The sequence below is a fragment of the Novosphingobium sp. GV079 genome (assembly GCF_003058045.1).
Lineage (GTDB): Bacteria > Pseudomonadota > Alphaproteobacteria > Sphingomonadales > Sphingomonadaceae > Novosphingobium > Novosphingobium capsulatum.
In genome coordinates, this window is record NZ_QBUE01000022.1 from 1 (window position 1) to 25,271 (window position 25,271).

23 protein-coding genes and 2 tRNA genes are annotated in these 25,271 nt (G+C 66.3%); 9 read left to right on the plus strand and 16 right to left on the minus strand.

The genetic code is table 11. The features are described 5' to 3' along the window. Nucleotides 1-541 (plus strand): hypothetical protein (locus C8K14_RS20085; protein WP_208110666.1); only part of this gene is annotated, 541 nt, incomplete at its 5' end. Between the two features lie 111 nt (nt 542-652). Here C8K14_RS20085 and C8K14_RS20090 read toward each other — a convergent pair. From C8K14_RS20090 to C8K14_RS20120, 7 genes are all read right to left on the minus strand, one after another. Continuing rightward, entirely contained in the window at nt 653-880 is a 228-nt protein-coding gene (locus C8K14_RS20090) for a hypothetical protein (protein ID WP_107718704.1), read from the minus strand. 121 nt (nt 881-1,001) lie between these two features. Then, nucleotides 1,002-1,685: a heavy metal-binding domain-containing protein gene (locus C8K14_RS20095; protein ID WP_158271978.1), complete on the minus strand. Its 684-nt coding sequence runs from the start codon at nt 1,683-1,685 to the stop codon at nt 1,002-1,004. 165 nt (nt 1,686-1,850) lie between these two features. Further along, the gene (locus C8K14_RS20100; RefSeq protein ID WP_107718708.1) at nt 1,851-2,246 is read right to left on the minus strand and encodes a hypothetical protein; all 396 of its coding nucleotides are present in this window, start codon (nt 2,244-2,246) and stop codon (nt 1,851-1,853) included. Continuing rightward, complete coding sequence (locus C8K14_RS20105; RefSeq protein WP_107718710.1) at nt 2,243-2,926, minus strand: hypothetical protein; 684 nt, start codon at nt 2,924-2,926, stop codon at nt 2,243-2,245. Before C8K14_RS20105 ends, C8K14_RS20100 begins: the two co-directional genes overlap by 4 nt. Before the next feature lie 192 nt (nt 2,927-3,118). Then, nucleotides 3,119-3,192 (minus strand) — tRNA-Cys (locus C8K14_RS20110). 125 nt (nt 3,193-3,317) lie between these two features. Further along, nucleotides 3,318-4,028, minus strand: coding sequence for an RlmE family RNA methyltransferase (locus C8K14_RS20115; RefSeq protein ID WP_022676557.1), 711 nt, complete (start codon nt 4,026-4,028; stop codon nt 3,318-3,320). Continuing rightward, complete coding sequence (locus C8K14_RS20120; RefSeq protein ID WP_369974070.1) at nt 4,025-5,494, minus strand: Ppx/GppA family phosphatase; 1,470 nt, start codon at nt 5,492-5,494, stop codon at nt 4,025-4,027. Before C8K14_RS20120 ends, C8K14_RS20115 begins: the two co-directional genes overlap by 4 nt. 229 nt (nt 5,495-5,723) lie before the next feature. Between C8K14_RS20120 and C8K14_RS20125 the strand changes: the two genes are divergently transcribed. Continuing rightward, nucleotides 5,724-5,797: transfer RNA gene (locus tag C8K14_RS20125), tRNA-Gln, on the plus strand. 217 nt (nt 5,798-6,014) lie between these two features. Continuing rightward, complete coding sequence (locus C8K14_RS20130; protein ID WP_158271979.1) at nt 6,015-7,985, plus strand: bifunctional diguanylate cyclase/phosphodiesterase; 1,971 nt, start codon at nt 6,015-6,017, stop codon at nt 7,983-7,985. 49 nt (nt 7,986-8,034) lie between these two features. Here C8K14_RS20130 and C8K14_RS22735 read toward each other — a convergent pair whose 3' ends face one another. The 4 genes from C8K14_RS22735 to C8K14_RS20150 all read right to left on the minus strand — a co-directional run bounded on the left by C8K14_RS22735 (nt 8,035) and on the right by C8K14_RS20150 (nt 10,967). Then, nucleotides 8,035-8,184, minus strand: a complete 150-nt coding sequence (locus C8K14_RS22735) for a hypothetical protein (protein ID WP_158272950.1) — start codon at nt 8,182-8,184, stop codon at nt 8,035-8,037. Nucleotides 8,185-8,297: 113 nt separating this feature from the next. Next, entirely contained in the window at nt 8,298-9,458 is a 1,161-nt protein-coding gene (locus C8K14_RS20140; RefSeq protein ID WP_107718712.1) for a M14-type cytosolic carboxypeptidase, read from the minus strand. Then, the gene (locus C8K14_RS20145) at nt 9,455-10,045 is read right to left on the minus strand and encodes a DUF4136 domain-containing protein (RefSeq protein ID WP_022675724.1); all 591 of its coding nucleotides are present in this window, start codon (nt 10,043-10,045) and stop codon (nt 9,455-9,457) included. Before C8K14_RS20145 ends, C8K14_RS20140 begins: the two co-directional genes overlap by 4 nt. Nucleotides 10,046-10,154: 109 nt before the next feature. Beyond that, the gene (locus tag C8K14_RS20150) at nt 10,155-10,967 is read right to left on the minus strand and encodes a DUF4136 domain-containing protein (protein ID WP_199223786.1); all 813 of its coding nucleotides are present in this window, start codon (nt 10,965-10,967) and stop codon (nt 10,155-10,157) included. Between the two features lie 222 nt (nt 10,968-11,189). On the opposite strand from C8K14_RS20150, the gene ykgO reads away from it, so the two are divergent. Together ykgO and C8K14_RS20160 are read left to right on the plus strand one after the other, a co-directional pair. Further along, entirely contained in the window at nt 11,190-11,315 is a 126-nt protein-coding gene (ykgO, locus tag C8K14_RS20155; RefSeq protein ID WP_008069451.1) for a type B 50S ribosomal protein L36, read from the plus strand. Nucleotides 11,316-11,497: 182 nt separating this feature from the next. Continuing rightward, nucleotides 11,498-12,136, plus strand: a complete 639-nt coding sequence (locus C8K14_RS20160; RefSeq protein WP_107718714.1) for an HAD family phosphatase — start codon at nt 11,498-11,500, stop codon at nt 12,134-12,136. 191 nt (nt 12,137-12,327) lie between these two features. Here the strand turns inward: C8K14_RS20160 and C8K14_RS20165 are convergent, their stop codons facing one another. Then, the gene (locus C8K14_RS20165; RefSeq protein WP_022675721.1) at nt 12,328-13,653 is read right to left on the minus strand and encodes a hemolysin family protein; all 1,326 of its coding nucleotides are present in this window, start codon (nt 13,651-13,653) and stop codon (nt 12,328-12,330) included. Between the two features lie 183 nt (nt 13,654-13,836). On the opposite strand from C8K14_RS20165, the gene C8K14_RS20170 reads away from it, so the two are divergent. Further along, complete coding sequence (locus C8K14_RS20170; protein WP_107718716.1) at nt 13,837-14,526, plus strand: OmpA family protein; 690 nt, start codon at nt 13,837-13,839, stop codon at nt 14,524-14,526. A gap of 133 nt (nt 14,527-14,659) precedes the next feature. Beyond that, entirely contained in the window at nt 14,660-15,670 is a 1,011-nt protein-coding gene (locus C8K14_RS20175) for an aldo/keto reductase (RefSeq protein WP_107718718.1), read from the plus strand. A gap of 7 nt (nt 15,671-15,677) precedes the next feature. Here C8K14_RS20175 and C8K14_RS20180 read toward each other — a convergent pair whose 3' ends face one another. Continuing rightward, entirely contained in the window at nt 15,678-16,460 is a 783-nt protein-coding gene (locus C8K14_RS20180; protein WP_107718720.1) for an inositol monophosphatase family protein, read from the minus strand. 206 nt (nt 16,461-16,666) lie between these two features. Between C8K14_RS20180 and sucC the strand changes: the two genes are divergently transcribed. Beyond that, nucleotides 16,667-17,866, plus strand: coding sequence for an ADP-forming succinate--CoA ligase subunit beta (sucC, locus tag C8K14_RS20185; RefSeq protein ID WP_022675717.1), 1,200 nt, complete (start codon nt 16,667-16,669; stop codon nt 17,864-17,866). Nucleotides 17,867-17,869: 3 nt separating this feature from the next. Beyond that, nucleotides 17,870-18,754 carry a succinate--CoA ligase subunit alpha gene (gene sucD, locus C8K14_RS20190; protein ID WP_054132605.1) on the plus strand — a complete coding sequence of 295 codons (885 nt, stop codon included), beginning with the start codon at nt 17,870-17,872 and terminating at the stop codon, nt 18,752-18,754. 191 nt (nt 18,755-18,945) lie between these two features. Here the strand turns inward: sucD and C8K14_RS20195 are convergent, their stop codons facing one another. From C8K14_RS20195 to C8K14_RS20205, 3 genes are read right to left on the minus strand one after another with little or no spacing between them, the layout of a single operon-like run. Then, nucleotides 18,946-21,381, minus strand: coding sequence for a ligase-associated DNA damage response DEXH box helicase (locus tag C8K14_RS20195; protein WP_107718722.1), 2,436 nt, complete (start codon nt 21,379-21,381; stop codon nt 18,946-18,948). Between the two features lie 43 nt (nt 21,382-21,424). Then, on the minus strand, nt 21,425-23,548 hold the full coding sequence (locus C8K14_RS20200; protein WP_107718724.1) for a hypothetical protein: 2,124 nt from the start codon (nt 23,546-23,548) through the stop codon (nt 21,425-21,427). Then, nucleotides 23,545-25,251: an Hsp70 family protein gene (locus tag C8K14_RS20205; protein ID WP_107718726.1), complete on the minus strand. Its 1,707-nt coding sequence runs from the start codon at nt 25,249-25,251 to the stop codon at nt 23,545-23,547. The genes C8K14_RS20200 and C8K14_RS20205 overlap by 4 nt, the downstream gene beginning before the upstream one ends. Nucleotides 25,252-25,271: the final 20 nt, after the last annotated feature.

The window sequence follows — 25,271 nt, forward strand, 5'->3', positions numbered from 1 at the left end:
GCCCCGATCGGGGCCCCTGTGCTTTGAATCTGCCGCAACGTCAGTGGCCTACTTTTACTCCGCCACAGTGGCCGGTTTTTGCTCCGCCGTTGACAACTTGGCGGTCAAGACGCTCTATCGCTCGCGTGGGGAGACCCAGCGCGTCAATCTGGCCGACGCGTTGATCCGCAATCGGATCGATCCGAAGGCCAAGCAAGTTTACGAGGACACGGTCGCGCGACTGCGAACTTGTCTAAAAATCCGCAATCAATATGCGCACACGAACTGGGTCCGCGCCGCAGGGGACCGACTTTGCTACGTTGACATCGAAGAGCTCGCCGAGCGAAGCGATGCGGTAAGCATGGGCAACATATCGCTCTATAGACTGGACATGGATATCATCGAGGACCAAGCGCGCTTCTTTGCAGAGGTAGCGCAAAACCTGAATTATCTTTGCATGGAGGTCCAATACCTCAATGGCTCTATCAAATTGAGGGGCTTTCACTACATCCAGAACATAGCACGACCGAAGATGGCGATTAAGCTGAACGGCTCGGTTTAGGAAAAATCGTTTAGCTCTCGCCCTGCGGCGGTTTAGGGTTCACTGGTGCGATAGATCGATGAGCTTTGGACATGCCTGCCTGCCGCCAATCTCCGTCGCCCAGCCGGCCGCCTAGTCATCATCAAACCCGACGCCATCGGCAGCGAGCTTGACCATATAGGCCCACGCGCCCAGGTAGCCGGCCCCGCGCACACGTTCGGGCCCAGCGTCCTCCGCTGCCACAGCACATTCGCCCAGCACCTCGGCCAGTTCCATTTTAGTGCAGATCCCTTTTCGTTCCAGCAGCCCGCCCAGGGCCGCGAGAGCAGTGCCGATCGCGATTGCAGCGTCGTGGTCCATCGTCTTTCCCTACCGTTACGGGAAGGCGACCATGATGGATTGCGGCAGCGCCGCCTATTCCCAGAAATGGGGATAGACGGTCCATATCGCAGCCTTGAGCGGGCAAAACCTACGAAGCCGTTCATTCGGTGGAGAGCGTGTCGCCCGGCTGGATGTCGCCACGCAGCCAGCGGCTGAGAGATTGGACCCGGGAGCAAGCCCACAAGATCCATGCGGTCATTTCATGCGCGCGGCCGCCGAGAATGGCCGCTAGATCGGGGACCAGCACGGCGGTACCCTGCATATTGACCGTGGCCGCGTTGTTGGTGGTCACACCATAATCGATGTCAGTGCCGATGACGCAATTGGCGCCCAGATCGAGCGCTTTGCGCACCAGGATCGCTTTGGCGATTGCCTCGCCCTTGTTCGCCTTGAATGCCATGCCGGTGTTCTGGTTGACCGCGCCGAACATATCGGAAACGCCTTGGCTGAACTCGTTGAACAGGCCAGTGCCTACCGTCACGTTGGCCGTGACTAAGCCGATGGCCTGGTAGGCATTGCCATGGGGCAGGACGCCGACTGTGAGCGTTGGGAAAAACGACAGTCGCGCTTCGATGTCGGTCTTGAGCTGTTCCCGTTCTCCGTTGAGTCGGGCATGCGCTTCCTGTCTGAACTCGCCGCCGCAGTGGTCGCACAGTTCGGCATAGTCCGAGCCGTTGACGAAATTGACCATGCGGAGGTCTTCGGCGCTGACGCGAAGGTTAGCGTTCGAGAAAATTCCAGCCTGACTGATTTTCGACCCGCACTGCGCGCATGCTTCAGACATATTGCCCCCCTGATTCGACAGCCAGACTTTGGCAGGGGGCGCCGATCGCGACCATACCAATGGTGCGAGCCTGCGCATTCGCGTTCGCCCCAGCGTCAAGTGTTGGACATGCCGGTGGCGCAATAGACAGCCTTAGCGATGCCAGCCCGAACGCGATTAAATGTTTCAGGATGTCTGGCGAAGCCTGTCGCCTTTGATGCCCACATCGTAACAAGCCCGGCTTGTAGTCTTTGAAACGGCTTCAAAAACTGACCAGAGGGTGAGCAGACGAGCCGCCTGCCTGTGAACGGGCAAATCGAGAACGGCGGGCAACAGGAAGAACCCGATCAAGTTTGAGCGCAGGAACAAATCCCGTGATGGCTTCCGTGTCGCGATACGCCTGTCGCCCGACAGCACACACCAGCCGCCTTCACGCCCGAGATGTTCGATCCACTCCTCATCCGGCAGGCTTCCAGTGCCGAATTTGTCGCGGATATGGATGACGTCATGTTCGCTGTCGAACAGGGCGGCCAAGCCCCGAGCGAGCTTAGGTGACAGGTTGTTGTCGACCAGGAGTTTCACGCTGCCTTTCGCGTGCCGAGGCTTTGCTGGTAAGCCAACGCGTCCCGCAGCAACCGCACAGGTAGCTCATAGACCTTGGCGGCTCGCTCAACCGATCCTTCGGCTTTGACAATCTGCATCGCCCGCGCAGTCGTCATGCCGGTCTGAGCAATAATGGGCTGGCCGAATGCCCGTTGAGGATCGGCAACAACCGTTTTCTTTCCGGGGAGCAGCCACCACCGCTCAGCGCCGCTATCGCCGAAGTCCAGCCCTTGAAGGCTCGGCTCCACCACGTGCCTGAACACGCCCTGGCTCTTTTTCAGATCGATCAGCTCCGGCTCGGCCAGTTCCTTCGTGATCTCGAGGAAGATCGATTTTCCGTCGGTTTTGAACTGGCGGGTAGAGAATGGCCGGTCATCCCCAACAATTCCCCGGGCTCGCTGAATGCAGGTCCGAATGGTGGGCAGCCCTATGCCTTGGCGGCGCAGCGCATTCACAATGCGAGCTTCGACCAAATCGCGGAAGCCTAGAAGCAAGCCGTCATCGCCCACGGCATATTGCGGCTTCCACAACTCCGCCTCTGACTTCCCATCGTGATCATAGCCCATCAGCCAGCGCTTCAAGGTGCTGGCATTCATGCCCACCATGCGCGCCGCCTCGGGGGCGGTGTAGATCCCAATGCCGTAGTTGGAAGCGTTCATAGCTCTCGGTATAACCAGAGATGCTTTCACTTCCCTACTGGAAATTCGCAGCCCGGGCAAAATGCCAAAGGCCGGCGCCACGTCCAGCCTTGGACAACGTCGACCAAACCCAGTTGAGGGGACTTGTGTGGGGACCAGTCGCGGCAGCCACGACCGAAGCAACTGATATTACTGCATAATATCGAAGGACGATGGAGGCCCGAGCCGGAATCGAACCGGCGTAAACGGATTTGCAGTCCGGTGCGTCACCACTCCGCCATCGGGCCTCTCGTCGCGCGGCGCCGGGTGGGGCCGCGGGTGGGAGACGGGCGGTTAGCCGAGAGTGGCGCGCATCGCAACGGGATTCTTTGCACGACCGGGGATTATCCCCGGCCATGCACGCGCATCAGGATCAGGCGTCCTGTTCGCCCGACGGATCATCCGCAGGGTTGCTCGTGACGGCGCGGCCCTTGAAGCCCTGGGCGATCACGTACCATTCCGAGGAGTCCTTGCGGCTGGCCGGCGGTTTGGCGTGCTTCACCGTGGTGAAATTGCGCTTGAGGATGGTGAGCAGGTCGCCGTCGGTGCCGCCGGCAAAGACCTTGGCGACGAAGGCGCCGCCCGGGGCCAGGGTGTTGATGGCGAAATCCACTGCCGTTTCCACCAGGCCCATGGTGCGCAGGTGGTCGGTCTGCTTGTGGCCCACGGTGTTGGCGGCCATGTCCGACAGCACGAGATCGGGCGGGCCGTCGAGCGCGCCTTCCAGCGCAGCAGGGGCTTCATCGGCCATGAAGTCCATCTCGAAGATGGTCACGCCATCGATCGGCTCGGTCGGCAGCAGGTCGATCCCGACCACGCGCGCGGCCGGTGCCTTCTTGCGCACCACCTGGCTCCAGCCGCCCGGTGCAATGCCGAGGTCGACCACGCGCTGCCGCCCCTTGAGCAGGGCAAAGCGTTCGTCCAGCTCGATCAGCTTGAACGCGGCGCGGCTGCGCCAGCCTTCGGCGCGGGCCTGTTTGACGTAGGGATCGTTGATCTGGCGCGAGAGCCAGCGCGCCGAAGACGCCGTGCGCTTCTTGGCGGTTTTCAGGCGTTCGTGCGGATCCTTGCCGGAACGGCTCATGGGGTTGCTCCACTATTGAGTTGGCGCAGCGCCTCGCGGCTGCGCACGGCATCGCCGCCAGTGGCCATGAGGGAGCGCAGGATGCCTTCGCGGATGCCGCGATCGGCAATGCCCAGCCGATCGGCCGGCCAGATATCGAAAATGGTTTCCAGGATGGCGCAGCCCGCCACCACCAGGTCAGACCGCTCGCGCCCGATGCACGGCACGGCGATCCGCTCGGCCGGCGAGAGATGCGCCAGGCGCTGGCTGATGCCGCGCATCGCCGCGGTCGGCACGATCAGCCCATCGACCGCGCGCCGATCATATTGCGGCAGACCCAGGTGGAGGCTGGCCAGCGTGGTCACCGTACCGCTGGTGCCGAGCAGGCGAATCGCCCCTTCGGCCAAGGCGCGCGCGCGGGTGGGCGCGATGCGCTCGATGAACGGGGCAAAGCCTTCGGCGACGCGCGCGCGCATGTCGGCATAGGCGGCGGCGCGCGCGGCCGGGCTGTCGGCGATCGGCCCCACACCTTCGGTGAGCGAGACTACGCCCCACGGCACGCTTTGCCAATCGAGGATGCGCGGCACCGGATCGGCCGGATCGACCAGCACCATCTCGGTCGATCCGCCGCCGATGTCAAAGATCATGGCCGGCCCATCGCCATGTTCGAGCAGGATATGGCAGCCAAGCACGGCCAGCCGCGCCTCTTCCTGGGCGGTGATGATGTTAAGGCGGATACCGGTTTCGCGGTGCACCCGCTCGATGAATTCGGCGCCGTTGCTGGCGCGGCGGCAGGCTTCGGTGGCGACCGAGCGGGCCAGGTGGACATTGCGCTTGCGCAGCTTTTCCGCGCAGACATGCAACGCGGCCAGCGCGCGGTCCATCGCCGCGTCGGACAGGCGGCCAGACTGGGCCAGTCCTTCGCCCAGACGCACCACCCGGCTGAAGGCATCGATCACCACGAAATGCCCACCGGCCGGCCGTGCGATCAGCAGGCGGCAATTGTTGGTGCCAAGATCGATCGCGGCATAGGCCTGGCGATGAAACGGCACCGGCTTGTGCCAGGCGCGCGCCGCGCCCTGGGCCACGGCCTCGTCAGCGGCAAACAGCGCTTCGGGCAGCACCTCTCGCCCGGCGGGGACAGCCGATGGCGCCGCCACAGGATCTGGCTGTGCCATGCCGGATTGCGGCGCTGCTGCAGCGCCGGGAGCGGGGGATACGGCAAGGGGCGTGGCAACGGCGGCCGGCGCCGGCCTGCCCCGGCGCGCGCCGGTGCGGCCCCGGCTTCTCGCGCGGCCGTTGCCCTTGGCCTTGGCCTTGCCCTTTGTCGGTGCGGCGCCTTGCGCTGCGCTATGGCCGGCCGGCGTGGCGGCGGGCGGCTGTCCGGCGGCATCGGGCACGGGTGCGGCCTTGCGCGGCCCTCGCTGCCTGTTCCTTCCGCCGGATCGCGGCCCTCGTCCCCTGGCCGGCGGAGTGGATTCCGCCATGATACAAATTCGCTTATGTTTTCCCGCCGGCATCGGTGCCGGTCGGGTACTTGCCTGTCACCGTAGCGTCATGGCGCCCGCGCGGCAAGGTTCGCCCCCGGCAAGCGCCCCGGCGAGGCCACGCCAGCCCTGGCGCCGGCGCGATCAACCGGCGCGATCGCACCCTGATGCAGAGGCGAAAAAACGGGTTGACGCTCTGAAACGGCCCGACTAGAGGGGCGCCTCCCGATGCCCCGTCGTCTAAAGGTAAGACTACGGACTCTGACTCCGTCAATCGAGGTTCGAATCCTCGCGGGGCATCCAATTTTCTGAAATCGCAGAATATTCTTTTCGGCTTGGCATGATTGCCGGCTGCCTTGGTGCGTCTGCGCGCCATTGGCCTGCGCCACGCCCGCTGCGGCGGCGGCAGGCGCCCACGTGCCGCGCGGGGATCACCGTCCGGGCGGTATGATTCTTTTCATGTTTTTGCAGGCATAATCCTGGTTTGCGAAGGAATTCGACCGACTGGGGGAGAATGCTGTTGCGCGCGTCGCGTCCATTTCGCTGGTTCGCCGAAATCGGGGATGATCCCGCGCTGGCCGTGTCGCAGGCGGTGAACCTGCAACGCCAGGTGCCGCTGCTCTATGGCCTGCTGCTGATCAATTCGCTGGCCGTGGCGATCACCCACCGCCACCAGGCACCGGCGGTCCTGACGATCAGCGTGCCCGCCGTGCTGTTTGCCATCACCTTCTTCCGCATGATCCACTGGCTGCGCCAGGCCCGCAAGGGCGTGCCCACTGCGGAACAGGCGCGGCGGCAGTTGCGCGCGATCACCGCCGTATCTGGCCCGGTGGCGCTTGCCTATGTCGGCTGGTCCCTGGCGCTGGCGCCCTATGGCGGCCCGTTCGAGCAGGCGCACGTGGGGCTCTATATCTCCACCACGGTGATCGGCTGCATCTTCTGCCTGATCGTGCTGCCCCAGGCCGCGCTGCTGGTGGCGCTCACCGTGCTGCCGGCGTTCATCATCATGTGCCTGGCGCGCCAGCAGCTGATCTTCGTGACGATCGGGATCAACGTGGCGCTGGTCCTGGCCGTGCTGCTGCGCGTGCTGTTCAACAGCTTTGCCCATTTCGAAGGCCAGGTCCGCGCCGGCACGCTGCTGACGGCACAGCACGCCGAACTGCAGCGGCTGAACGAGGAAAACCGCCGCCTCGCCCTTACCGACGCACTCACCGGCCTAGCCAACCGCCGCCGCTTCCATGCCGATCTCGAAGCCTGGACCACCACCCACGCCGGCATGCCGTTTGCCGTGGGTGTGCTCGATCTCGATCGCTTCAAGCCGATCAACGATACCTATGGCCATCACGTGGGCGATCGGCTGCTGGCAGAAATCGGCGCGCGCCTGCGCCATGCCGCCGGCCCATCGGCCCAGGTCTATCGCCTGGGTGGTGACGAATTCGGGCTGATCGACCCGGACGTATCCGGCTTTACGCGCACCTGCGAGCGCTTGCTGCAGCAGATTCGCGCGCCATTGCAGGTGGGGGAAATCGTGCTCCATGTCGGCGCATCGCTCGGCGTGGCGCACTGCCCGCAGGCCGGCACCGGGGCAGACGACCTGTTCGATCGCGCCGACTATGCGCTATATCATGCCAAGCATGTCGAAGGTGGTGGCGTCTGCGTGTTCAGCGCCGCGCTGGAAACCGCCGTGCGGGCCGATCGCGCGATCGAAGTGGCGCTGCAGGGCAGCACGCTGGAAGACGAACTGACGATCGTGTTCCAGCCGATCATCGAACTGGCAAGCGGCCGGCTGAGCGCGGTGGAAGTTCTGGTGCGCTGGACCAGCCCCGTGCTGGGCGAGGTTTCCGCCGCCGATTTCATTGCCGTGGCGGAACGCTCCACCGCGATCCACAGCATTACCCGCGCAGTGATCCGCAAGGGCCTCAAGGCCGCGCTGCACCTGCCCGACGATGTCGCGGTATCGTTCAATATCTCCGCCTGCGACCTGACCTCGGCCACCACGCTCGCCTTCATCCGCCGCGAGATCGAGCGGACCGGGATCGATCCGGGCCGCATCTGGCTGGAAGTGACCGAAACCGCGGTCATGGCCAATGCCGAAACCGCGGCCCAGGCCTTGCAGGCCTTTCGCGACATCGGCGTCCACGTGGCACTCGATGATTTCGGCACCGGCTATTCCAGCCTCGGCTATGTCCAGCGCCTGCCGCTCGACAAGGTCAAGATCGATCGCAGCTTCGTCGCCGGGCTCGACGGGACCGATGGCGATACCATCGCGCGCGCCGTGATCACCTTCTGCCACACCATTGGGCTGAGTTGCGTGGCCGAGGGCGTGGAAACGCCCAGCCAGTGGCGCATGCTGCAGGAGGCCGGCTGCAAGCACGCGCAGGGCTATCTGTTCAGCAAGCCGCTGACGCTCGATGCGCTGCTTGCGCTTTGCACGGAATGGGAACGGCAGCGCCCCTGGGGCGCACGCCAACGCCAGCGCGGCGCAGCCTGAGCGGCAGCACCGTCGCCGGTTGCTCAGCAATAATGCGGGGAAGTCTGCTTCAGAACGGCAGCGCGCGGCCGGCGCAGATCAGCGCGGCGGCGCAGGCAAGAACCGGCACGCTGGCCAGCACGTGCCCGGCGCGGCCCGGCAGCGCGGCGATTCCCCGGCCGTGCAGCATGCGGCTGGCCAGGGGCCCAACGTGGCGCATGGGGGCGGAAAGGGGCAGGATGCGGTCCATGCCCTGTCATGGCGCCAAAGGAATTAACGCGCCGTAAAGAGGGCAGGCTTCCCCGCCCTCCAACCGAAGGCACCTATCCGCGCTTAACCCTCTTGCGGTTGCAGCCATTCCCACAGCGCTGCCAGGCATTCGCGCGCCAGCAGCTTGCTGCGTTCCGCGCTCCAGCCATAGACCGGATCGGGCAGATCGGCATTGTCCTTGAACGGCATTTCCAGCGTCATCGCCACGCAGCCAAAGCGCTGCGCCACCTGGTTGGTGGACATCGCCAGGTTGCCCTGCCCCGGCCGGGCTTCGGGATAGCCACGGCGCACCTGGAAATCGGGACTGCGCCGATCGAGAATCGCGCGATAGCGCCGGTATCCGTCGAGCTGCGCGGGCGTGAGGCCAGGAATGCCTTCAAAACCGGCCAGGAACACCGCCGGGATCGCCTCGTCACCATGCACGTCCATGGCAAAGTCCACCCCGGTGGCGTCCATCGCGTTGCGAATCGCCAGGACTTCCGGCGCGCGCTCGGCGCTTGGCTCGTGCCATTCGCGGTTGAGGTTTACGCCGATGGCATTGGTGCGCAGGTGTCCGCGCGCGCTGCCATCGGGGTTGCAATTGGGCACGATGTGGAACGTGCAGGCCTGGCGCAGCGCGCGGCCATGCGGGTCGGCCGGATCGGTGAGCATGTCCAGCGCCCCTTCCATCCACCATTCCGCCATGGTTTCGCCCGGATGCTGCCGGGCATAGAGCCACACCTGACGTGGGCCGGTGCCCAGCGTCAGGCAATCGATCGCCCGCCCGTCGAGCGACAGGCCCAGCACCTGGTGCGACACGCCCGGGCTGGCGGCAGCCTCGCTCACCAGATCGTTGTGGCGCTCGAGCGAATAGGGCGCGAAATAGGCGAACCACACCTGGTCGCCCACCGGGCGATGGCGGATATGCAGGGTGCCGCCATCGCGGCCACGGTCGAAATCGGATGCCGCGCGCGTCCATTCCTGGCGGTCTTCGGAAACGCAGGCGGAATAGCCGGGCCAACCATCGGGATAGGCCGAGGTGTTGAGCCCGGTAATCGCCAGGTCCAGCTCGCGCCCGGCCACGCCGCTGACGCGAAAATGGAACCACTGAGCAAATTCGGACTGGTTGTCGCGGCGGATGGCCAGTGTGGCGCGGGCGCCATCGACGGCCAGCACCTCGATATTGCCGGCATCGAACGCGGCGTTGACTAGAATCGGGGCGGGGGCTGAATTTTCTTGCGTCATTTGACCGAGATAGTGTCACCCGACTTGCCGGGAAAGCCCGCAAACAGCGCATGGGCCATGCGCGGCGCCAAAACATCGGCCGATGCAGCGGCAGAGCCGGTCTTTTCGGCGTTTTCGGCGCGCCCTTCCCATAACGGCTGGCCACTGACGCGATCGCGCAGCACCACGCGCAGGAACGTGGCATCGACGCGGCGCGGGCCGCCGCCGATGTTGAACCCCAGCCCCAGGCCAACCCCGCTGTGCCATCCGCCGGTAGAGCCACCCAGCCCCAGGCTGACCGGGCCATTGCCGCCGCCACGCACCTGCGCCTCGCGCGAAACCTGCACTTCGGCCACGATATCGGCAGCGCCGGGCGTCGCCGCACCAAAGCCCAGGCCCGCCACTTCGCGTTGCACGGCCATCAGCCAAGGCTGGTCAGCGAGGCTTTGCGGATCGGCCGTCGGCCCACCGCCAACCGATACCACGGTCACGGCATCATGGCCTTGGCGGGCGGTAATCTCGGGCGTGGTAAAGCGCGTGACCTGCACAGGCGCTGCCAGGGCAGGCAGCGGCGCGGCCATCAGCATCACAAAAGCCAGCCTGCGCATACCCTTTGCATCCTTCCTCAGGCGCCCGCTCGGTGCGGATCGTTCCGCTTGAGAGATAGGCATGGCACCGGGCCTGCTCAAGGGCGGCCAGGGCAGATCATGGCGCAGTTCAGGGGGTGCCTTGGGCCGGGGCAGCGCCAGCCGGCGCCAGGCCCGCCGAGCCATTACCGGGCGCGGCGGCATCGGCCACCACCACCTGGCCTTCGGGGAAGCGGGCAAACAGCGCCTTGGCCAGGCGTGTGGCCATCTTGCCGTCGTCCAGCCCGCCCTCGCCTTCGCGCGCCATCCCTTCGGCATGGCCCTCCCACAGCACGCGGCCGCTGGCCTTGTCGCGGATGCGCACGTCCATGCGCGTGGCCACGATCGCCTTGGCCGGCTTGGTAAAGTCGAGAGCCACGCCCAGCGACACGGCGGAGCCGTAGTTGCTCACCGTCGTGCTCATCGCGCCGCTGACCGGGGAATGCTTCTGCTCTTCGGGCACCACCACCTGGTGGCTGACCGCCACTTGCGCAATCTGCCCGGCATCGCTCACCGTCTGGGTGTCATAGCCATGGCCCACCAGCGAATCGACCACGGCGGCCTCGTAAACCGGCAGCTTGTCGGGCGTCGGCTCATCGGCGCCCTGTTCCAGCGCGTCAGCCGGGGCATCGACGCCAGCCACCACGATCCTGCCCTTGCCCAGCAGCGCCAGCGCATCGGCACTGCGATAGGATGTCACGTCGATGCGGCTCGACGGTTCGGCCGCCGTGGGCCCACGGCGCGGGCCGTCGAAGCCGCCATACCCGCCCCAACCGGGGCCATAGCCACCACCCCAGCCGCCCCAGCCTTGCGCCTGCGCAGTGGCCGGCGCCACGGCGAGCAGGATCGGCGCCAGCGTGGCGGTGGCAGACAACGGCAAGAGCGCGCGCGAAAGGCGGAGCATGGCAGGAAATCCCATCGACAGGGCCGCAGCTGTGCCGGAAAACGGCTGTCGCGCGGCTGAACCATATGATTTAACGCATCGGCGCGCGAAACCCTCCATGCCCGGACCGGTTTATCCCCACAACCGCGATCTGCCATGCCACGGTTGACTTTCCACAGGGGGGCCACTAACGGCGCACCTTCAGTTTCGCGCCCGGGTCGGATTCGGGCAAAGGGAATAGCCATGAAGATTCGCAACAGCCTGAAGTCGCTCAAGGACCGTCACCGGGACAACCGCGTGATTCGCCGCCGTGGCCGGACCTACGTGATCAACAAGACCCAGCGTCGTTTCAAGGCGCGCCAGGGCTAATCGCCCGGCGTGCGTGAACGTTGTGCCGCTCGCCGGCACGACGGAACGCTGATGCCAGCCCGCTTCCCGGCCCGGTAACCGCATGATTGCGGCCCCGGTCCGGGAAGCGGGCTGGTTTCGTTTGTGCCTGCCGCCCGCCTGTACCCCTGTCTGTCTGCCCCCTCCCCACGGATAACCGCGCGATGCCGCATGCCCCGAATCAGTCTGTCATCAGCCGGCCGACCATCGTGGTATGGGACGTGGGCCGCGTGCTGGTGGAATGGGATCTGGCGCTGCTCTATCGCGATGCCATTCCCGATCCGGCCGAACGCGCCCGATTCGTGGCCGAGGTGGTGAGCGAGGAATGGCACGGGCAGCACGATGCCGGCGTGCCCTGGTCCACCATGGTCGCGGCGCGCAGTGCCGAATTTCCCCAGCATGCCGCGCTGATCGCCCGCTATGCCAGCCATTGGCTGGAAAGCATCCCCGGCCCGGTGGCCGGCACGCACGATCTGATGCGCCGCCTGGCCGCGCGCGGCGTGCCGCAATATGCGATCACCAATTTCGGCGTGGACGCCTGGGCGCAGTTCCGCCCGACTTTCCCCATCCTCGATCACTGCCGCGATATCGTGGTGTCGGGGGCGGAACGGCTGATCAAGCCCGATCCGGCAATTTTCGAGCTGGCCGCACGCCGATTCGGCCAGGCCCCCGAAACCATGCTGTTCATCGACGACAATGCCGCCAACATCGCCACGGCCCGCGCGCTAGGCTGGCACACGCACCACTTTGCGCAAGGTGCCACTGCCCTGGAAGCCGATCTGCTGGCCCACGGCCTGCTCTAGGACGTACCTGCAAATCCTTGCCGTATAGACCTTCGTCACCCCGGACATAATCCGGGGTCCCGCTTTCTTTGCGCCAAACACATACGGTTAAGGTAAAGAGCGGGACCCCGGCTCCAAGGCCGGGGTGACGCTGGAAAGGCGAAACGACCCAAACCTGCCACGCGGCGGTTTGGCCAGCCAATGCCTCGCCCTTACCCGTCGAGTTCCACCGGCGGGGTGGCCGCCTTGGCGCGCTGGATCAGCAGCTTGTCGATCTTGCGGCCATCCATGTCGACCACTTCGAAGCGCCAGCCTTGCTCGGCAAAATGCTCGCCCTCGGTGGGCAGCTTGCGTAGCACCGACAGGGCAAATCCTGCTGCCGTGGCATAGTCGCGGTCTTCGGGCAGATCGATGCCCAGCCGATCGGCCATGGCATCGGCCGGCAAGGCGCCGGCGATCAGCAGCGAGCCATCCTCGCGCTCCACGATCATCGGCGCATCGCCTTCATCGCCATGGGCTACGAAATTGCCGGCAATCGCGGCAAGCAGATCGGCCGGGGTGACGATCCCTTCGAGATGGCCATATTCATCATGGACCAGGGCCATGGCCACTTCGGCCTGCTGGATCACCCGCAGCGCGTCCATGGTATCGAGCCGATCGGGCACGATCGCTGGCTTTTTCATCAGGCTGGCCAGCGCCGGCTCCACCCCGCGCAGGCGCGCGGCCAGGATATCGCGCACCTTGACCACGCCGACAATGCGATCGACCGAACCATCGGCCACCAGCAGCAGCGAATGCGGGCTGTCTTCGATGGCCTCGTCCAGGTTGGCCGGCTGCGCGTCCTGCTCGATCCAGTGCAGTTCGATGCGCGGCGTCATCACCTCGCGCACCGGGCGGTCGGCCAGGCGCATCACGCTGGCCATCAGCGCGCGCTCCTCCTCCTCGATCACGCCAGAGCGGGTGGCTTCGGCGAAGATCATCTGGAGTTCCTCGGCCGTCACTTCCTGTTCGCCGCCCTTGGCCAGGCCCAACAGGCGCAGGATCAGGCCCGATGAGCGGTTGAGCGTCCAGACGAAGGGCGCCGTCACGCGCGACATCACCACCATCGGCCGGGCCGCGACTACGGCGATCGGCTCTGCCGCGTTCAGTGCCAGCTGCTTGGGCACCAGTTCGCCCACCACCAGGCTGAGGTAGGTGGTCACCGCAATGACCAGGGCAAAGCCGGCCTCGGCGGCATAGGCCGCCGGCACGCCCAGCGCGGCCAGCCGCTCTCCCACCGGGCCGCCCAGGCTCGATCCGGAATAGGCACCGGCGACAATGCCCACCAGGGTGATCCCGATCTGCACGGTCGACAAAAATTTTCCGGGATCGGCAGCCAATTCCAACGCCACTTTCGCGCCGCCACTGCCGCCTTCGGCCAGAACCTTGAGGCGGGCTGGCCGTGCCGAGACAATGGCCAGTTCCGACATGGAAAACAGGCCGTTGAGCACGACAAGGCCCAGGATCACGAGGGCGTCTGGCCACGGAAAAGAGGTCACGAGACGGCCCCTAGCAGATTTGCGCCGCGCCGCGAAGTCCCTCCGGTGTGGCTGCGGTTGCCGCCAGCATTCGGGAACCATTCAGGCGGCGCTGGTGTATTGGGCTTGTCCGAATTACCGATCATGTCGGGAGGCCTGGCGGGCACAATTGCCGGGCCGAGGATGAAAGAAGGGGTATTTGTCATGAAATTCAGTCGGGTGCTTGTCTCCAGCATGTGCGCCGTGTCGCTGATCAGCCTGTCGGCCTGCGTCACCGATCCCAACACCGGCCAGCAGAAGGTGTCGCGCACCGCGATCGGTGCTGGCGCCGGCGCCCTGGGTGGCCTGCTGCTCGGCGGCCTGATCGGTGGTGGCACCGGCCGCATCGTTGGCGCGGGCATCGGCGGCATCGCCGGCGCGGCCGTGGGTTACACCATGGACAAGCAGATCAAGCAGCTGCGCGAACAGACCGCCGGCTCGGGCGTCGACGTGACGCCGACCGACAATGGCCAGGCGATCCTCGTCAACCTCCCCAACGGCGTGACGTTCGACACCGACAGCACGATGATCAAGCCCGCGTTCCGCGACACGCTCGACCGCGTCGCCCAGTCGCTGGTGCAGTATCCCAACTCGCTGATCGACGTCTATGGCCACACCGATTCGACCGGGTCGGATGCCTACAACATGACCCTGTCGCAGAACCGTGCGCAGGCCGTGGCTGATTACCTGTCGTCGCGTGGCGTGGCCCCGGCCCGTATCCGCGCACAGGGCTTTGGCAAGACCCGCCCGGTCGCCTCCAACGCCACCGAGGAAGGCCGCGCCGCCAACCGCCGCGTGGAAATCAAGATTGTGCCGGTGACGCAGGACGACGTGGCCCGCGCCCGCGGCCAGTAAGCCGCAACGGCCTTGGCCCTTGTAAAGGGGGCGCCATCCAGACCGGATGGCGCCCCTTTTCGTTTGCCCCTCATGCCGGTTGACGCAGCGCACCATCGGCTGGCATTCCCCGCGCCAACAAGGAGATACCGCAATGTCCACCGCTTCGCACCGCTTCCGCACGCTGGCCGGCAAAGCCATGAACCCGATCGGGCTGGGCTGCATGTCGCTGAGCTGGGCCTATGGCGAGCGGCCGACCGACGCCGACGGTATTGCCTTGCTGCACCGCGCGATCGACGTGGGCTATGATCACTTCGATACCGCGCGCCTCTATGGGCAGGGGCACAACGAAACGCTGGTGGGCCAAGCGCTCAAGGGCAAGCGCGACAAGGTGTTCCTTGCCAGCAAGATGGGCATCTTCGCCAGCGGCGAAAAGCGCGGGGTCGATTGCCACCCAAACACGATCCGCGCCGAGCTGGAAAAGTCGCTGACCCTGCTGCAGACCGATCACATCGATCTCTATTACATGCACCGCCGCGATTTCACCGTGCCGATCGAGGATTCGGTGGGCGCGATGGCCGACCTGATCAAGGAAGGGAAGATCGGCGCGATCGGCCTTTCGGAAATGTCGGCCGATACGCTGCGCCGCGCGGCCGCCGTCCATCCCATTGCCGCGATGCAGACCGAATATTCGCCGTGGACGCGTCAGGCCGAAATTGCCGTGCTCGACGCCTGCCGCGAGGTGGGCACCACGTTCGTGGCGTTTTCCCCGGTTGCGCGCGGCGTGCTGGCCAATGGCGTGCGCGATCCGCAGGCCCTGGAAGACGGCGACATCCGCAAGGCCATGCCGCGCTTTGTCGGCGAGAACTGGGTGCATAACCTGGCGCTGGTCGATGCCTTCAACGCCATCGCCGCGCGTGAGGGCGTCACCCCGGCGCAGCTCTCGCTGGCCTGGGTGCTGGGCAAGGGCGATCACATCGTGGCGATTCCCGGCACCGGCAAGATCGCCCACCTCGAGGAAAACATCGCGCGCTGGGACTGGCAGATCCCCGCCGCCGTCACGGCAGAGATCGACGCGCTGATCAACCAGCAGACCGTCGCCGGCCACCGCTATGCCCAAACGATCCGCGCCACGATCGACACCGAGGATTTTGCCGAGGCCTGATCCCGGCCTAGCCGCGCAGGGCCTTGGACGTGGCGGGAGAAACCAGCGCGCGGGCGGCTTCGTGGATCGCCGGTGCGCTGACCAGCACGCCGAACGCGCGGGGATCGGGCTTGTTGAACAAGAGGTCCGCGCCATGCGCGTCGGTCACCAGGGCGCCGGCTTCCTGCGCGATCAGCGCGGCAGCGGCAATGTCCCACTCATAGCCCCAGCGCCAGGTTGCCAGCAGATCCGCCTCGGCCGCCGCGACCATGGCCATGCGCAGCGCGATCGAGTTGGGCTTGTCGACCATGACCAGGTCCACCTCGGTCGGCGGCCGCAGGTCCATCGGCATGCGCGCGCCGCTCAGCGCCATGCGCTGGCTGGCAACCAGCGGCACGCCATTGCGCGTGGCGCCCTGCCCGGCCATCGCCAGCCACACCTCGTCACGCGCCGGCGCGGCGAGGATGGCCGCGATCGGACGCCCCGCCGCAACCAGCGCGACAGAGACTGCCCAGCCCGGCCGGCCGCGCACGAAATCGCGGGTGCCATCCACCGGATCGACCACCCAGCACAGCCCCCGCTCCAGCCGGGCAGGATCATCGGCAGATTCTTCCGACAGCCATCCCGCCTCGGGCAGCAGGGCGCCAAGCTGCTCGTGCAGAAAGGAATCGACCGCCAGATCGGCCTCGCACACCGGATCGTTGTGCCCCTTGTCCCATATCCTGGGGGCATGGCCGTGGCCCGGCCAAAGGGCCAGCGCCTTGGCGGCGGCTTCCTCGACGATGGTTGCAAGGGTGACGGGATCAATCATGCCTGGCCCAGCCTTGGGCGCACGATTCCCGATTGGCAAGAGGGGGCAAGAGCGCTGCCCGGCGCCACTGCCAGCTAGCGATTCCGACAGTGCGCAGATTAATCGCGCAATGAAGGTCTTTGCAACTGCGAAAACCTGTGCTTATGGCAGCGCGGAAAACACGGCGCTACGCCCTCCCTTCACTCATACGTAAGCGGGGATCCTGCATGAACGTCCACGAATATCAGGCCAAGGAACTGCTCGCCAAGTTCGGCGTCGGCATTCCTGCCGGCATCGCCGCCCTCACGGTCGAAGAAGCGGTGGCTGCGGCCAAGCAGCTGCCCGGGCCGCTCTATGTCGTCAAGGCGCAGATCCACGCCGGCGGCCGCGGCAAGGGCAAGTTCAAGGAACTGCCGGCCGACGCCAAGGGCGGCGTGCGCCTCGCCAAGAGCATCGAGGAAGTCGAAAGCTTCGCTCAGGAAATGCTCGGCAACACCCTCGTCACCGTGCAGACCGGTGAAGCGGGCAAGCAGGTCAACCGCCTCTATGTGACCGATGGCGTTGATATCGCTAAGGAATACTACCTTTCGCTGGTGGTTGACCGTGCCACTGGCCGCGTTGCCCTGATCGTCTCGACCGAAGGCGGGATGGACATCGAAGAAGTCGCCCACGCGACTCCGGAAAAGATCACCACGATCACCATCGATCCGGCCCAGGGCTTCATGCCCCACCACGGCCGCGCCGTTGGCTTTGCGCTGAACCTGTCGGGTGACCTCAACAAGCAGGCCGCCAAGATCGCGCAGCAGCTCTACACCGCGTTCGTCGCGCTGGATTGCGACATGCTCGAAATCAATCCCTTGGTGGAAACCAAGGACGGAAAGCTCCTGGTGCTCGACACCAAGATGAGCTTCGACTCGAACGCGCTCTATCGTCACCCCGACGTTGTTGCGCTGCGGGACGAGACCGAGGAAGACCCGGCCGAAATCGAAGCCAGCAAGTATGACCTGGCCTACATCAAGCTCGATGGCGACATCGGCTGCATGGTCAACGGCGCGGGCCTGGCCATGGCGACGATGGACATCATCAAGCTCAACGGCATGTTCCCGGCCAACTTCCTCGACGTGGGCGGTGGCGCCAACAAGGAAAAGGTGACGGCTGCGTTCAAGCTGATCCTTTCGGACCCGGCGGTGAAGGGCATTCTCGTCAACATCTTCGGCGGCATCATGAAGTGCGACATCATTGCCGAAGGCATCGTTGCCGCGGCCAAGGAAGTGAACCTGCAGGTTCCCCTCGTCGTGCGCCTCGAAGGCACCAACGTGCAAGCGGGCAAGGACATCCTCGCCAACTCCGGTCTCCCCATCGTTCCGGCCAACGACCTTGGTGATGCTGCCAAGAAGATCGTCGCCGAAGTGCAGAAGGTCGCCTGATCCATGAGCATTCTGGTCAACAAGAACACCAAGGTCATCACCCAGGGCATGACCGGTGCCACCGGCACGTTCCACACGGAACAGGCCCTGGCCTATGGCACGCAGATGGTCGGCGGCGTGACGCCGGGCAAGGGCGGCACCACCCACATCGGGCTGCCCAACTTCAACACCGTGGCCGAAGCCAAGCACGCCACCGGCGCGACCGCATCGTGCATCTACGTGCCGCCGCCATTCGCCGCCGATTCGATCCTGGAAGCGATCGACGCGGAAATGGAACTGATCGTGGCGATCACCGAAGGCATCCCGGTGCTCGACATGGTCCGCGTCAAGCGCGCGCTGGCCGGCAGCAAGTCGCGCCTGATCGGCCCGAACTGCCCCGGCGTGCTCACGCCCAACGAATGCAAGATCGGCATCATGCCCGGTTCGATCTTCAAGAAGGGCTCGGTCGGCGTGGTCTCGCGCTCGGGCACGCTCACCTATGAAGCCGTGTTCCAGACCTCGAACATCGGCCTGGGTCAGACCACGGCCGTCGGCATCGGCGGTGACCCGGTCAACGGCACCAACTTCATCGACGTGCTGGAACTGTTCCTGGCCGACGATGAAACCAAGTCGATCATCATGATCGGTGAAATCGGTGGCGACGCGGAAGAACAGGCCGCGCAGTTCCTGATCGACGAAGCCAAGCGTGGCCGCAAGAAGCCGATGGCCGGCTTCATCGCCGGTCGCTCGGCTCCTCCGGGCCGCCGCATGGGCCACGCCGGGGCCATCGTCTCGGGCGGCAAGGGCGATGCGGAAAGCAAGATCGCCGCGATGGAAGCCGCGGGCATCCGCGTCTCCCCCTCGCCGAGCCTGCTGGGCGAAACCCTGGCCGAAGTGCTCAAGGGCTGATCAGCCAAACCGCTGACAAAAAAGGGCCGGAAGGGAAACCTTCCGGCCTTTTTTGTTGGGTTACCCCCTCCACCACCCGCTGCGCGGGCGGTCCCCCTCCCCATCACGATGGGGAGGATCAGATCCTCCCTGTCGCGCAGCGACGGGGAGGGGGACCGCCGGCGTAGCCGGTGGTGGAGGGGTAAAAAACGCTAATCCGCCCGCATCGCCAGCCCGCCCAGGCTTTCCGCCTCCATCACCAGTTCGTCATCAGCCTCGCCCTGGGCCACGCTTTCGCGCCCGATCATCACCAGCACCGGCACGGCCAGCGGCGTCACCCGGTCCAGCTCCACATGCACCAGTTCTGCCGCAGAACGGTCGAGCAGGTCGGCGAGGCGACCCACGTCGGTCATGCGCGCGCGGGCATCGGCCCAGGCGGCCTCGATCAGCACGTGGTCGGGCTCATACTTGCGCAGCACGTCATAGATCAGGTCGGTGGAGAAGGTTACCTGCTTGCCGCTCTTGCGCTTGCCCGGATGCTGCCGCTCCACCAGGCCGGAAATCACCGCCACTTCGCGGAACGCCCGGCGCAAGAGGTGCGAGTTCTGCACCCAGTCGACGAATTCGTCGGTGAGGATGTCGGGCGACAGCAGCGGCGCCGGATCGGTGATCGGGCGCAGGCTCCACACCGCCAACGCATAGTCGTTGGCGACAAAGCCCAGCGGCGCCAGGCCCAGCTCTTCCATGCGCCGGGTGATCAGCATGCCCAGCGACTGGTTCGCGTTCCACCCCTCGAACGTATAGAACACGCTATAGGCGCGGCCACGATAGGGAAAGCTTTCCACCAGCAGTTCGCCCGGCGCGGGCAGGCGGCTGCGCCAGTCCTGCATTTCCAGCCATTCGCGCACATCGTCGGGAAACCGCGCCCAGGTGCCGCGATTGGCCAGCATCGCCTGCACGCGGGTGGACAGGTGCGTGGTCAGCGGCATGCGCGCGCCGCCATAGCTGGGGATCTGCCCGGCCTTTTTCGCCGCGCGCACCACCAGTTCCAGATCGCGCACGCCTTCCACTTCCAGGTCGAGCCCGGCAAAGCGGAACGTATCGCCCGGGCTCAGCTGCGCGCCGAAATGCTCTTCCACCTTGCCCAGCGAGCGCCCGTTGCGAAAGCGCACCTCGAGCATTTCGGAATCGACGATGATCCCGGCATTGAGGCGATGCCGCGCCGCCTGTTCCGGGTGCGTCAGCCGCCAGGTGCCGCTCTTGTCGCGCACGATGCGGGCAAAGCGGTCATAGGCGCGCAGCGAATAGCCGCCGGTCGCCACGAAATCGAGCACGCGGGCAAACACGGCCTCGTCCACCCAGGCATAGGGCAGGCAGGCGCGCACTTCCTGCAACAGCGCCGCCTCTTCGAACGGGCCGGCACAGGCGCAGCCCATCACATGCTGGGCCAGAACGTCGAGCCCGCCGGGGCGGAAATCCTCGCCGTCGCGCTGGCCCTCGTGCACGGCATCGCGCGCGGCCATCGCTTCCAGGTATTCAAAGCGGTTGCCCGGCACCAGCACCGCGCGGCTCGGCTGGTCCAGCCGGTGGTTGGCGCGGCCGATGCGCTGCAACAGGCGCGAGGAACCCTTGGGCGCGCCCATCTGCACGACCAGGTCGATATCGCCCCAGTCCACCCCCAGATCGAGGCTGGCAGTGCAGACCAGCGCGCGCAGCTCGCCGCGCGCCATTGCCCCTTCCACTTTGCGCCGCGCCTCGGCCGACAGCGAGCCGTGGTGGATGCCGATCGGCAGGTTGCCCTCGTTGGCATCCCACAACAGCTGAAAGATATATTCGGCCAGAAAGCGCGTATTGGTGAACACCAGCGTGACGCGGTTGGCGCGGATCATCTCGATCAGCTGCGGCACCGCCCAGGCGGCGGCATGGCCGCCCCACGGCACGCGCTCTTCCTGCGGCAGCAGGATTTCAACCTCGGGCGGCGCGCCGGTTTCGCCCTCGACCAGGGCAACGGTATCGATCTCGCCCCACGGGGCCAGCCAGCCGCGAAAGCCTTCGGGCTCGGCCACGGTGGCCGACAGCGCCGCGCGTTGCAGATCGGGGCTGATCGCCTGCAACCGCCCCAGCGCCAGGGCCAGCAGATCGCCGCGCTTGCCCGTGGCAAAGGCATGGATCTCGTCGATCACCACGCGTTTCAGCCCGCCGAAGATTTCAGACGCCTCGGGATAGCTGAGCAGCAGTGACAGCGATTCGGGCGTGGTCAGCAAGACCTGCGGTGGCTTGGCCCGCTGCCGCGCCTTGCGATCGGACGGGGTATCGCCACTGCGCGTTTCCACCCGCAGGTTGAGGCCCATTTCGGCGATCGGCGTCAACAGGTTGCGCTGCACATCGTGCGCCAGCGCTTTCAGCGGCGAGATATAGAGCGTGTGCAGGCCGTCAGGGGGTGGCGCATCGCCCAGGCGCGAGGGGCAGAACGCCGCCAGCGTCGGCATGAACCCAGCCAGCGTCTTGCCCGCGCCGGTATCAGCGACCAGCAACGCATGCTGCCCCGCGTCAGCCGCGGCGAGCATGTCGGCCTGGTGCCGCCGCACCCGCCAGCCACGCCCGGCAAACCAGTTTTCGATTTCGGGCGGGATCATGGCCATCGTCATAAGATAGGTAGGCTGCCCCGCCGCTGCGAGAGGCAGAGCGCCTTCACAGCAAGCGCAAAATCGGCTGGCGCTCGGTGCCTTTCCAGTTCAGCGCGGCCTTGAGCAACGCGATCTGCACCGTACAGACCGTAGCGGGCAATCCCTCCCCGTTGAATGCGCGCCGCACCGCGCCTTCGGGAAGACCGGTCGTCTGGATGATCTGGGCGATGATCGGCCCCGGAATGTTATAGCTACGGGTGTAGCCATCGGGCTGGGGCGCATCGATTTCGCCCGATGCCAGCAGTGTCCGCGCCAACTTCTGCTGCCGTTCCAGCGCGGCTCCGGTCAAGGCCGAACCCTTGGGCAGATCCTCCCAGTGGTAGACCTTGAGGCAGGTCTCTGCTCCATCGGCTTTCGCCGCCATCAGCATGTCGAGGCGCCAGCGCGCCAAGGCATCGAGCCGTGCCGGCCCGGCGTGGGCGCGCGCATAGAGCAACCGCTGGGTCAGCACCACCTGGCCCTGGTGTGCGAGTTCGCCGGGGTCGGCGGTGAGATGCCGATTGGCATTGATCGTGCCGGCGAAGTTGGGATTGGCCTTGCGCAGATCGGCATAAGACATGTCTGGCCCGAACAGTTGGTGGACCACATCGGCCAGCAGCGTGTCGGCCGCCGGATCAAAGGAGGCATTGGGCGCCTGTCCCGGCGCGGCAGGAGCACTGGCTTCGTAGGCAGCCGGAGGCGCTGACGCCGGGTGGTCCTGCCCGTAATCGGCAATAGCAATGACCATGCGCACCAGCCCGATCAGCACGATCGCGATCCAGCCAAAGTTCCTGCCGATACCGCCGCTGCCACTGGCCTGCGGCTCCCACGCGGCGACGAGGACAGGATTGAAGTGCTGTTCCAGCTCGGGAAAATTGCTGCGCACGCCATCGATCAGCTGGCGCACCTGGCGCCGCGACACGAACAGGCCCTTGCGCGTGCCCGTCCGGGTCAGTTCGGCCCAGGCCCTGTGCAGCGGGTGGGCCTTGTCCTGCACCTTGCGGGCAAAGCGCAGGCCGCGCAGCCGCGCGTTGAGGAAGGCGATCACCGGCCGCTCGTTCAGCGTGCCGCGTTCCCGTTCCCAGCCAAGAGCCTGCGCCGCCGGTTCCAGCAGCGGGGCAGAACGCGGCCAAGATTGCGCGAGCAGATCAGCCAGCCAGGTTTCGATCTCTTCCGATCGTTCCACCTGGGCCATGTGCGCCTCGCCCAGCAGGGTTTGCAGATGCGCAAGCGCCGCCGCTTCCTCCACACCGTAGAGCGGCGCCTCGGCGCCATCCTCGGGCATCAGCGCGACGAACAACGCATCTTGCGGCGGGTAGGCCGTGCGCACCAGCGGCTGGCTGCCCAGGCGCGAGATCAGGAACGCCACAGCCGGCGAATCCCCGGTGGTTGCCGGCCGATCGGCCCAGCCGAACGTCTGCGCGGCGCGGTCGAGCAGCGGCGCCGCGCGCGGCCAGCTGCGCGCCAGGGTTTCGGCGAGCCATTCCTCGGTGCGGGACCACAGGTCCACGCCGCCGGCATCGGCCTGGGCGATCAGCCGATCGAGCAGGGCCAGGGCGGCCGCGCGATCGTCTGCGGTCAGGCCAAACTCGGTGCCCGGCCCGGCGAGCAGCAGATCGTGCAAGGCATGGTCGGCGCGCGTTTGGGGTTGTTGGCGCCCAAGGCTTACCCCCGGCGCATCGGCTGCCCCGGCCAGAACGATCGGTGCCAAGGTGGGTCGCTGCACCACGAACTGATCATCGGCCGGACCGCGCGCCGGCGCAAACGGCAAAGCCGGCACCAGCGCATCGTGGCCATGGTCGTGCCCGGCACGTACGGTGCCTGTGTCGGCATGCCCGTCCAGCCGGGGCGCGGCGTGGGGCCAGGTGCCCGGCGGGGTATCGTCAGCCGCCTCTGCCGCTGTTGCGCGCTCGTCTTCCACCGCCACGGGCAGCGCGGCGGGATCGCCCGGCGCATCGGGCGCACTGGCCTGCGCCGCCTGGCTGCGCGCCCAGGCCAAAGCCGTATCGCGCGCCTGGCGTAGCGCGGCAAAGCCGGCAACATCGGCGTCCACCTCCATCGCCCGCAGCGCATCGGCATAGGCGCGGCGGATCGCGCCCTGATCGGGTGTTGGCGCGATGCCCAGGCGGCCCCAGGCGCCGTCAATCACAGTGGCATCTCCGCGTCCAGGCTGTCGAGCCGGGCGGCAAGGTCGGCATGGGCCTGGGCAATGGCGCGATGGTCCTGGCTTTCCAGCGCAGACTGGAACGCGATGATCCACTGGCCGATCACCGTGCGCACATCGCCCAGGTGATCCTCCCACATGCGCTCTGCCCGGGCGAGCAGGGCCTGGTTGCCGGCGTCCTCGCGCGGGTGAACTTTCAGCGCGGCCAGGGCACGGCGGCGGCGATCGAGTTCCGCATCGTCCTTGCGGTCCTCCTCGTCCACGAACACCACGTTGCGGCTTTCCCCGGTCAGCGGGATGGACACGTCCACCTCCAGCAGGCCCGAACTGTCATAGCTGAAGCGCACGTCCACCTGCACATCGCCCGCCGGACGCGGCGGCACGGCAATATCCACCGCGCCCAGCCGCACATTGCCCGAAACCTCGCGCGCCTCGCCCTGGTAGATGCCGAATTCCACCCGCCGCTGGTTGTCGCCCATGGTCTGGAAATAGTGCACCCGGCTGACCGGCACGGGGGTATTGCGCTCGATGATCGGGGTGAAAAGGCCGCTGACAATGCCGCCACGGCCATCGCGCTCGCTGCGGTCCACGCCCAGGGTGAACGGACAGACATCGGTGATCCGCACCTCGTCCAGCCCGCCATCACGCGCGATCAACCCGCCCTGGATCGCCGCGCCCAGCGCCACGGCATGATCGGGATGCACGGTGGAATTGGGAAAGCGCCCGAACAGCCGGGTGATCGCCTTGCGCACCACTGGCATGCGCGTGGCCCCGCCCACCAGCACCACTTCTGAAAGGCTGGCCGTGTCGATCTGGCTGTCGCGCAGGGCGCGCACCACCGGATCGCGCAGCCGGCGCAGCAAGGGTTCGGCCGCCGCTTCCAGATCGGCCGCGCTTACGCGGGTCGCCAAGCGTTGCTCGGCCACGGTCAGCGCCAGTTCCGCCTCGCCCGTGTCAGACAACGCGCGGCGCGTGCGTTCGGCTGCCTGGAGCAGCAGGGCGCGGGCGTGTTCGGGATTGAGCCGGTCGAGCAGGCCATCGGGATCGAGCCGCGCCCGCACTGCGCCGGCCAGCGCCGCGTTGAAATCGTCTCCCCCCAGGCGGTTGTCCCCGGCAGAGGCGCGCACCTCCACAATGCCGGCAAACATCTCCACGATCGAGACGTCGAACGTGCCCCCGCCCAGGTCGAACACCAGGAACGGCTCATGCTCGCCCCGGCTGGCAAGGCCAAACGCCAAGGCCGCAGCCGTCGGCTCGTTGATCAGGCGGCGCACCGATAGGCCGGCCAGCTCACCGGCGCGGCGCGTCGCCTTGCGCTGCTTGTCGTTGAAATAGGCCGGCACAGTGATCACCGCCTCAGTCGGCACGGTGCCGGTCTGCGCGGCCACATCATCGCGCAGGCTGGCGAGGACCAGGGCCGAAAGCTCTTCGGCGCTGAAGGTGTTGCGTCCCAGCTTGAGCTTGTGGTCGGTGCCCATGTAGCGCTTGAAGCTGACCTGGGTGACGCCATCCTTGGCGGCCATCCGCTCCAGCGCGGCCTGGCCGACCAGCGTGGTGCCATCGGGCAGGACGGACACCGCCGACGGCGTCAGCATCTGCCCCAGCGCATTGGGCACCAGTTGCGCCGCCTCTCCATCCCACAGCGCCACGGCCGAATTGGTGGTGCCAAGGTCAATCCCGATGATCATGCGCGCGTACCCGTTGCCAT

Bases quoted from the DNA above. Each gene is read 5' to 3' on its own strand.
- C8K14_RS20090 (WP_107718704.1), bottom strand. From the start codon at position 880: ATGGACCACGACGCTGCAATCGCGATCGGCACTGCTCTCGCGGCCCTG.
- C8K14_RS20095 (WP_158271978.1), bottom strand. From the start codon at position 1,685: ATGTCTGAAGCATGCGCGCAGTGCGGGTCGAAAATCAGTCAGGCTGGA.
- C8K14_RS20105 (WP_107718710.1), bottom strand. From the start codon at position 2,926: ATGAACGCTTCCAACTACGGCATTGGGATCTACACCGCCCCCGAGGCG.
- C8K14_RS20115 (WP_022676557.1), bottom strand. From the start codon at position 4,028: ATGAGCCGTTCCGGCAAGGATCCGCACGAACGCCTGAAAACCGCCAAG.
- C8K14_RS20120 (WP_369974070.1), bottom strand. From the start codon at position 5,494: ATGGCGGAATCCACTCCGCCGGCCAGGGGACGAGGGCCGCGATCCGGC.
- C8K14_RS22735 (WP_158272950.1), bottom strand. From the start codon at position 8,184: ATGCGCCACGTTGGGCCCCTGGCCAGCCGCATGCTGCACGGCCGGGGA.
- C8K14_RS20140 (WP_107718712.1), bottom strand. From the start codon at position 9,458: ATGACGCAAGAAAATTCAGCCCCCGCCCCGATTCTAGTCAACGCCGCG.
- C8K14_RS20145 (WP_022675724.1), bottom strand. From the start codon at position 10,045: ATGCGCAGGCTGGCTTTTGTGATGCTGATGGCCGCGCCGCTGCCTGCC.
- C8K14_RS20150 (WP_199223786.1), bottom strand. From the start codon at position 10,967: ATGCTCCGCCTTTCGCGCGCGCTCTTGCCGTTGTCTGCCACCGCCACG.
- ykgO (WP_008069451.1), top strand. From the start codon at position 11,190: ATGAAGATTCGCAACAGCCTGAAGTCGCTCAAGGACCGTCACCGGGAC.
- C8K14_RS20160 (WP_107718714.1), top strand. From the start codon at position 11,498: ATGCCGCATGCCCCGAATCAGTCTGTCATCAGCCGGCCGACCATCGTG.
- C8K14_RS20170 (WP_107718716.1), top strand. From the start codon at position 13,837: ATGAAATTCAGTCGGGTGCTTGTCTCCAGCATGTGCGCCGTGTCGCTG.
- C8K14_RS20175 (WP_107718718.1), top strand. From the start codon at position 14,660: ATGTCCACCGCTTCGCACCGCTTCCGCACGCTGGCCGGCAAAGCCATG.
- C8K14_RS20180 (WP_107718720.1), bottom strand. From the start codon at position 16,460: ATGATTGATCCCGTCACCCTTGCAACCATCGTCGAGGAAGCCGCCGCC.
- sucC (WP_022675717.1), top strand. From the start codon at position 16,667: ATGAACGTCCACGAATATCAGGCCAAGGAACTGCTCGCCAAGTTCGGC.
- sucD (WP_054132605.1), top strand. From the start codon at position 17,870: ATGAGCATTCTGGTCAACAAGAACACCAAGGTCATCACCCAGGGCATG.
- C8K14_RS20195 (WP_107718722.1), bottom strand. From the start codon at position 21,381: ATGACGATGGCCATGATCCCGCCCGAAATCGAAAACTGGTTTGCCGGG.
- C8K14_RS20205 (WP_107718726.1), bottom strand. From the start codon at position 25,251: ATGATCATCGGGATTGACCTTGGCACCACCAATTCGGCCGTGGCGCTG.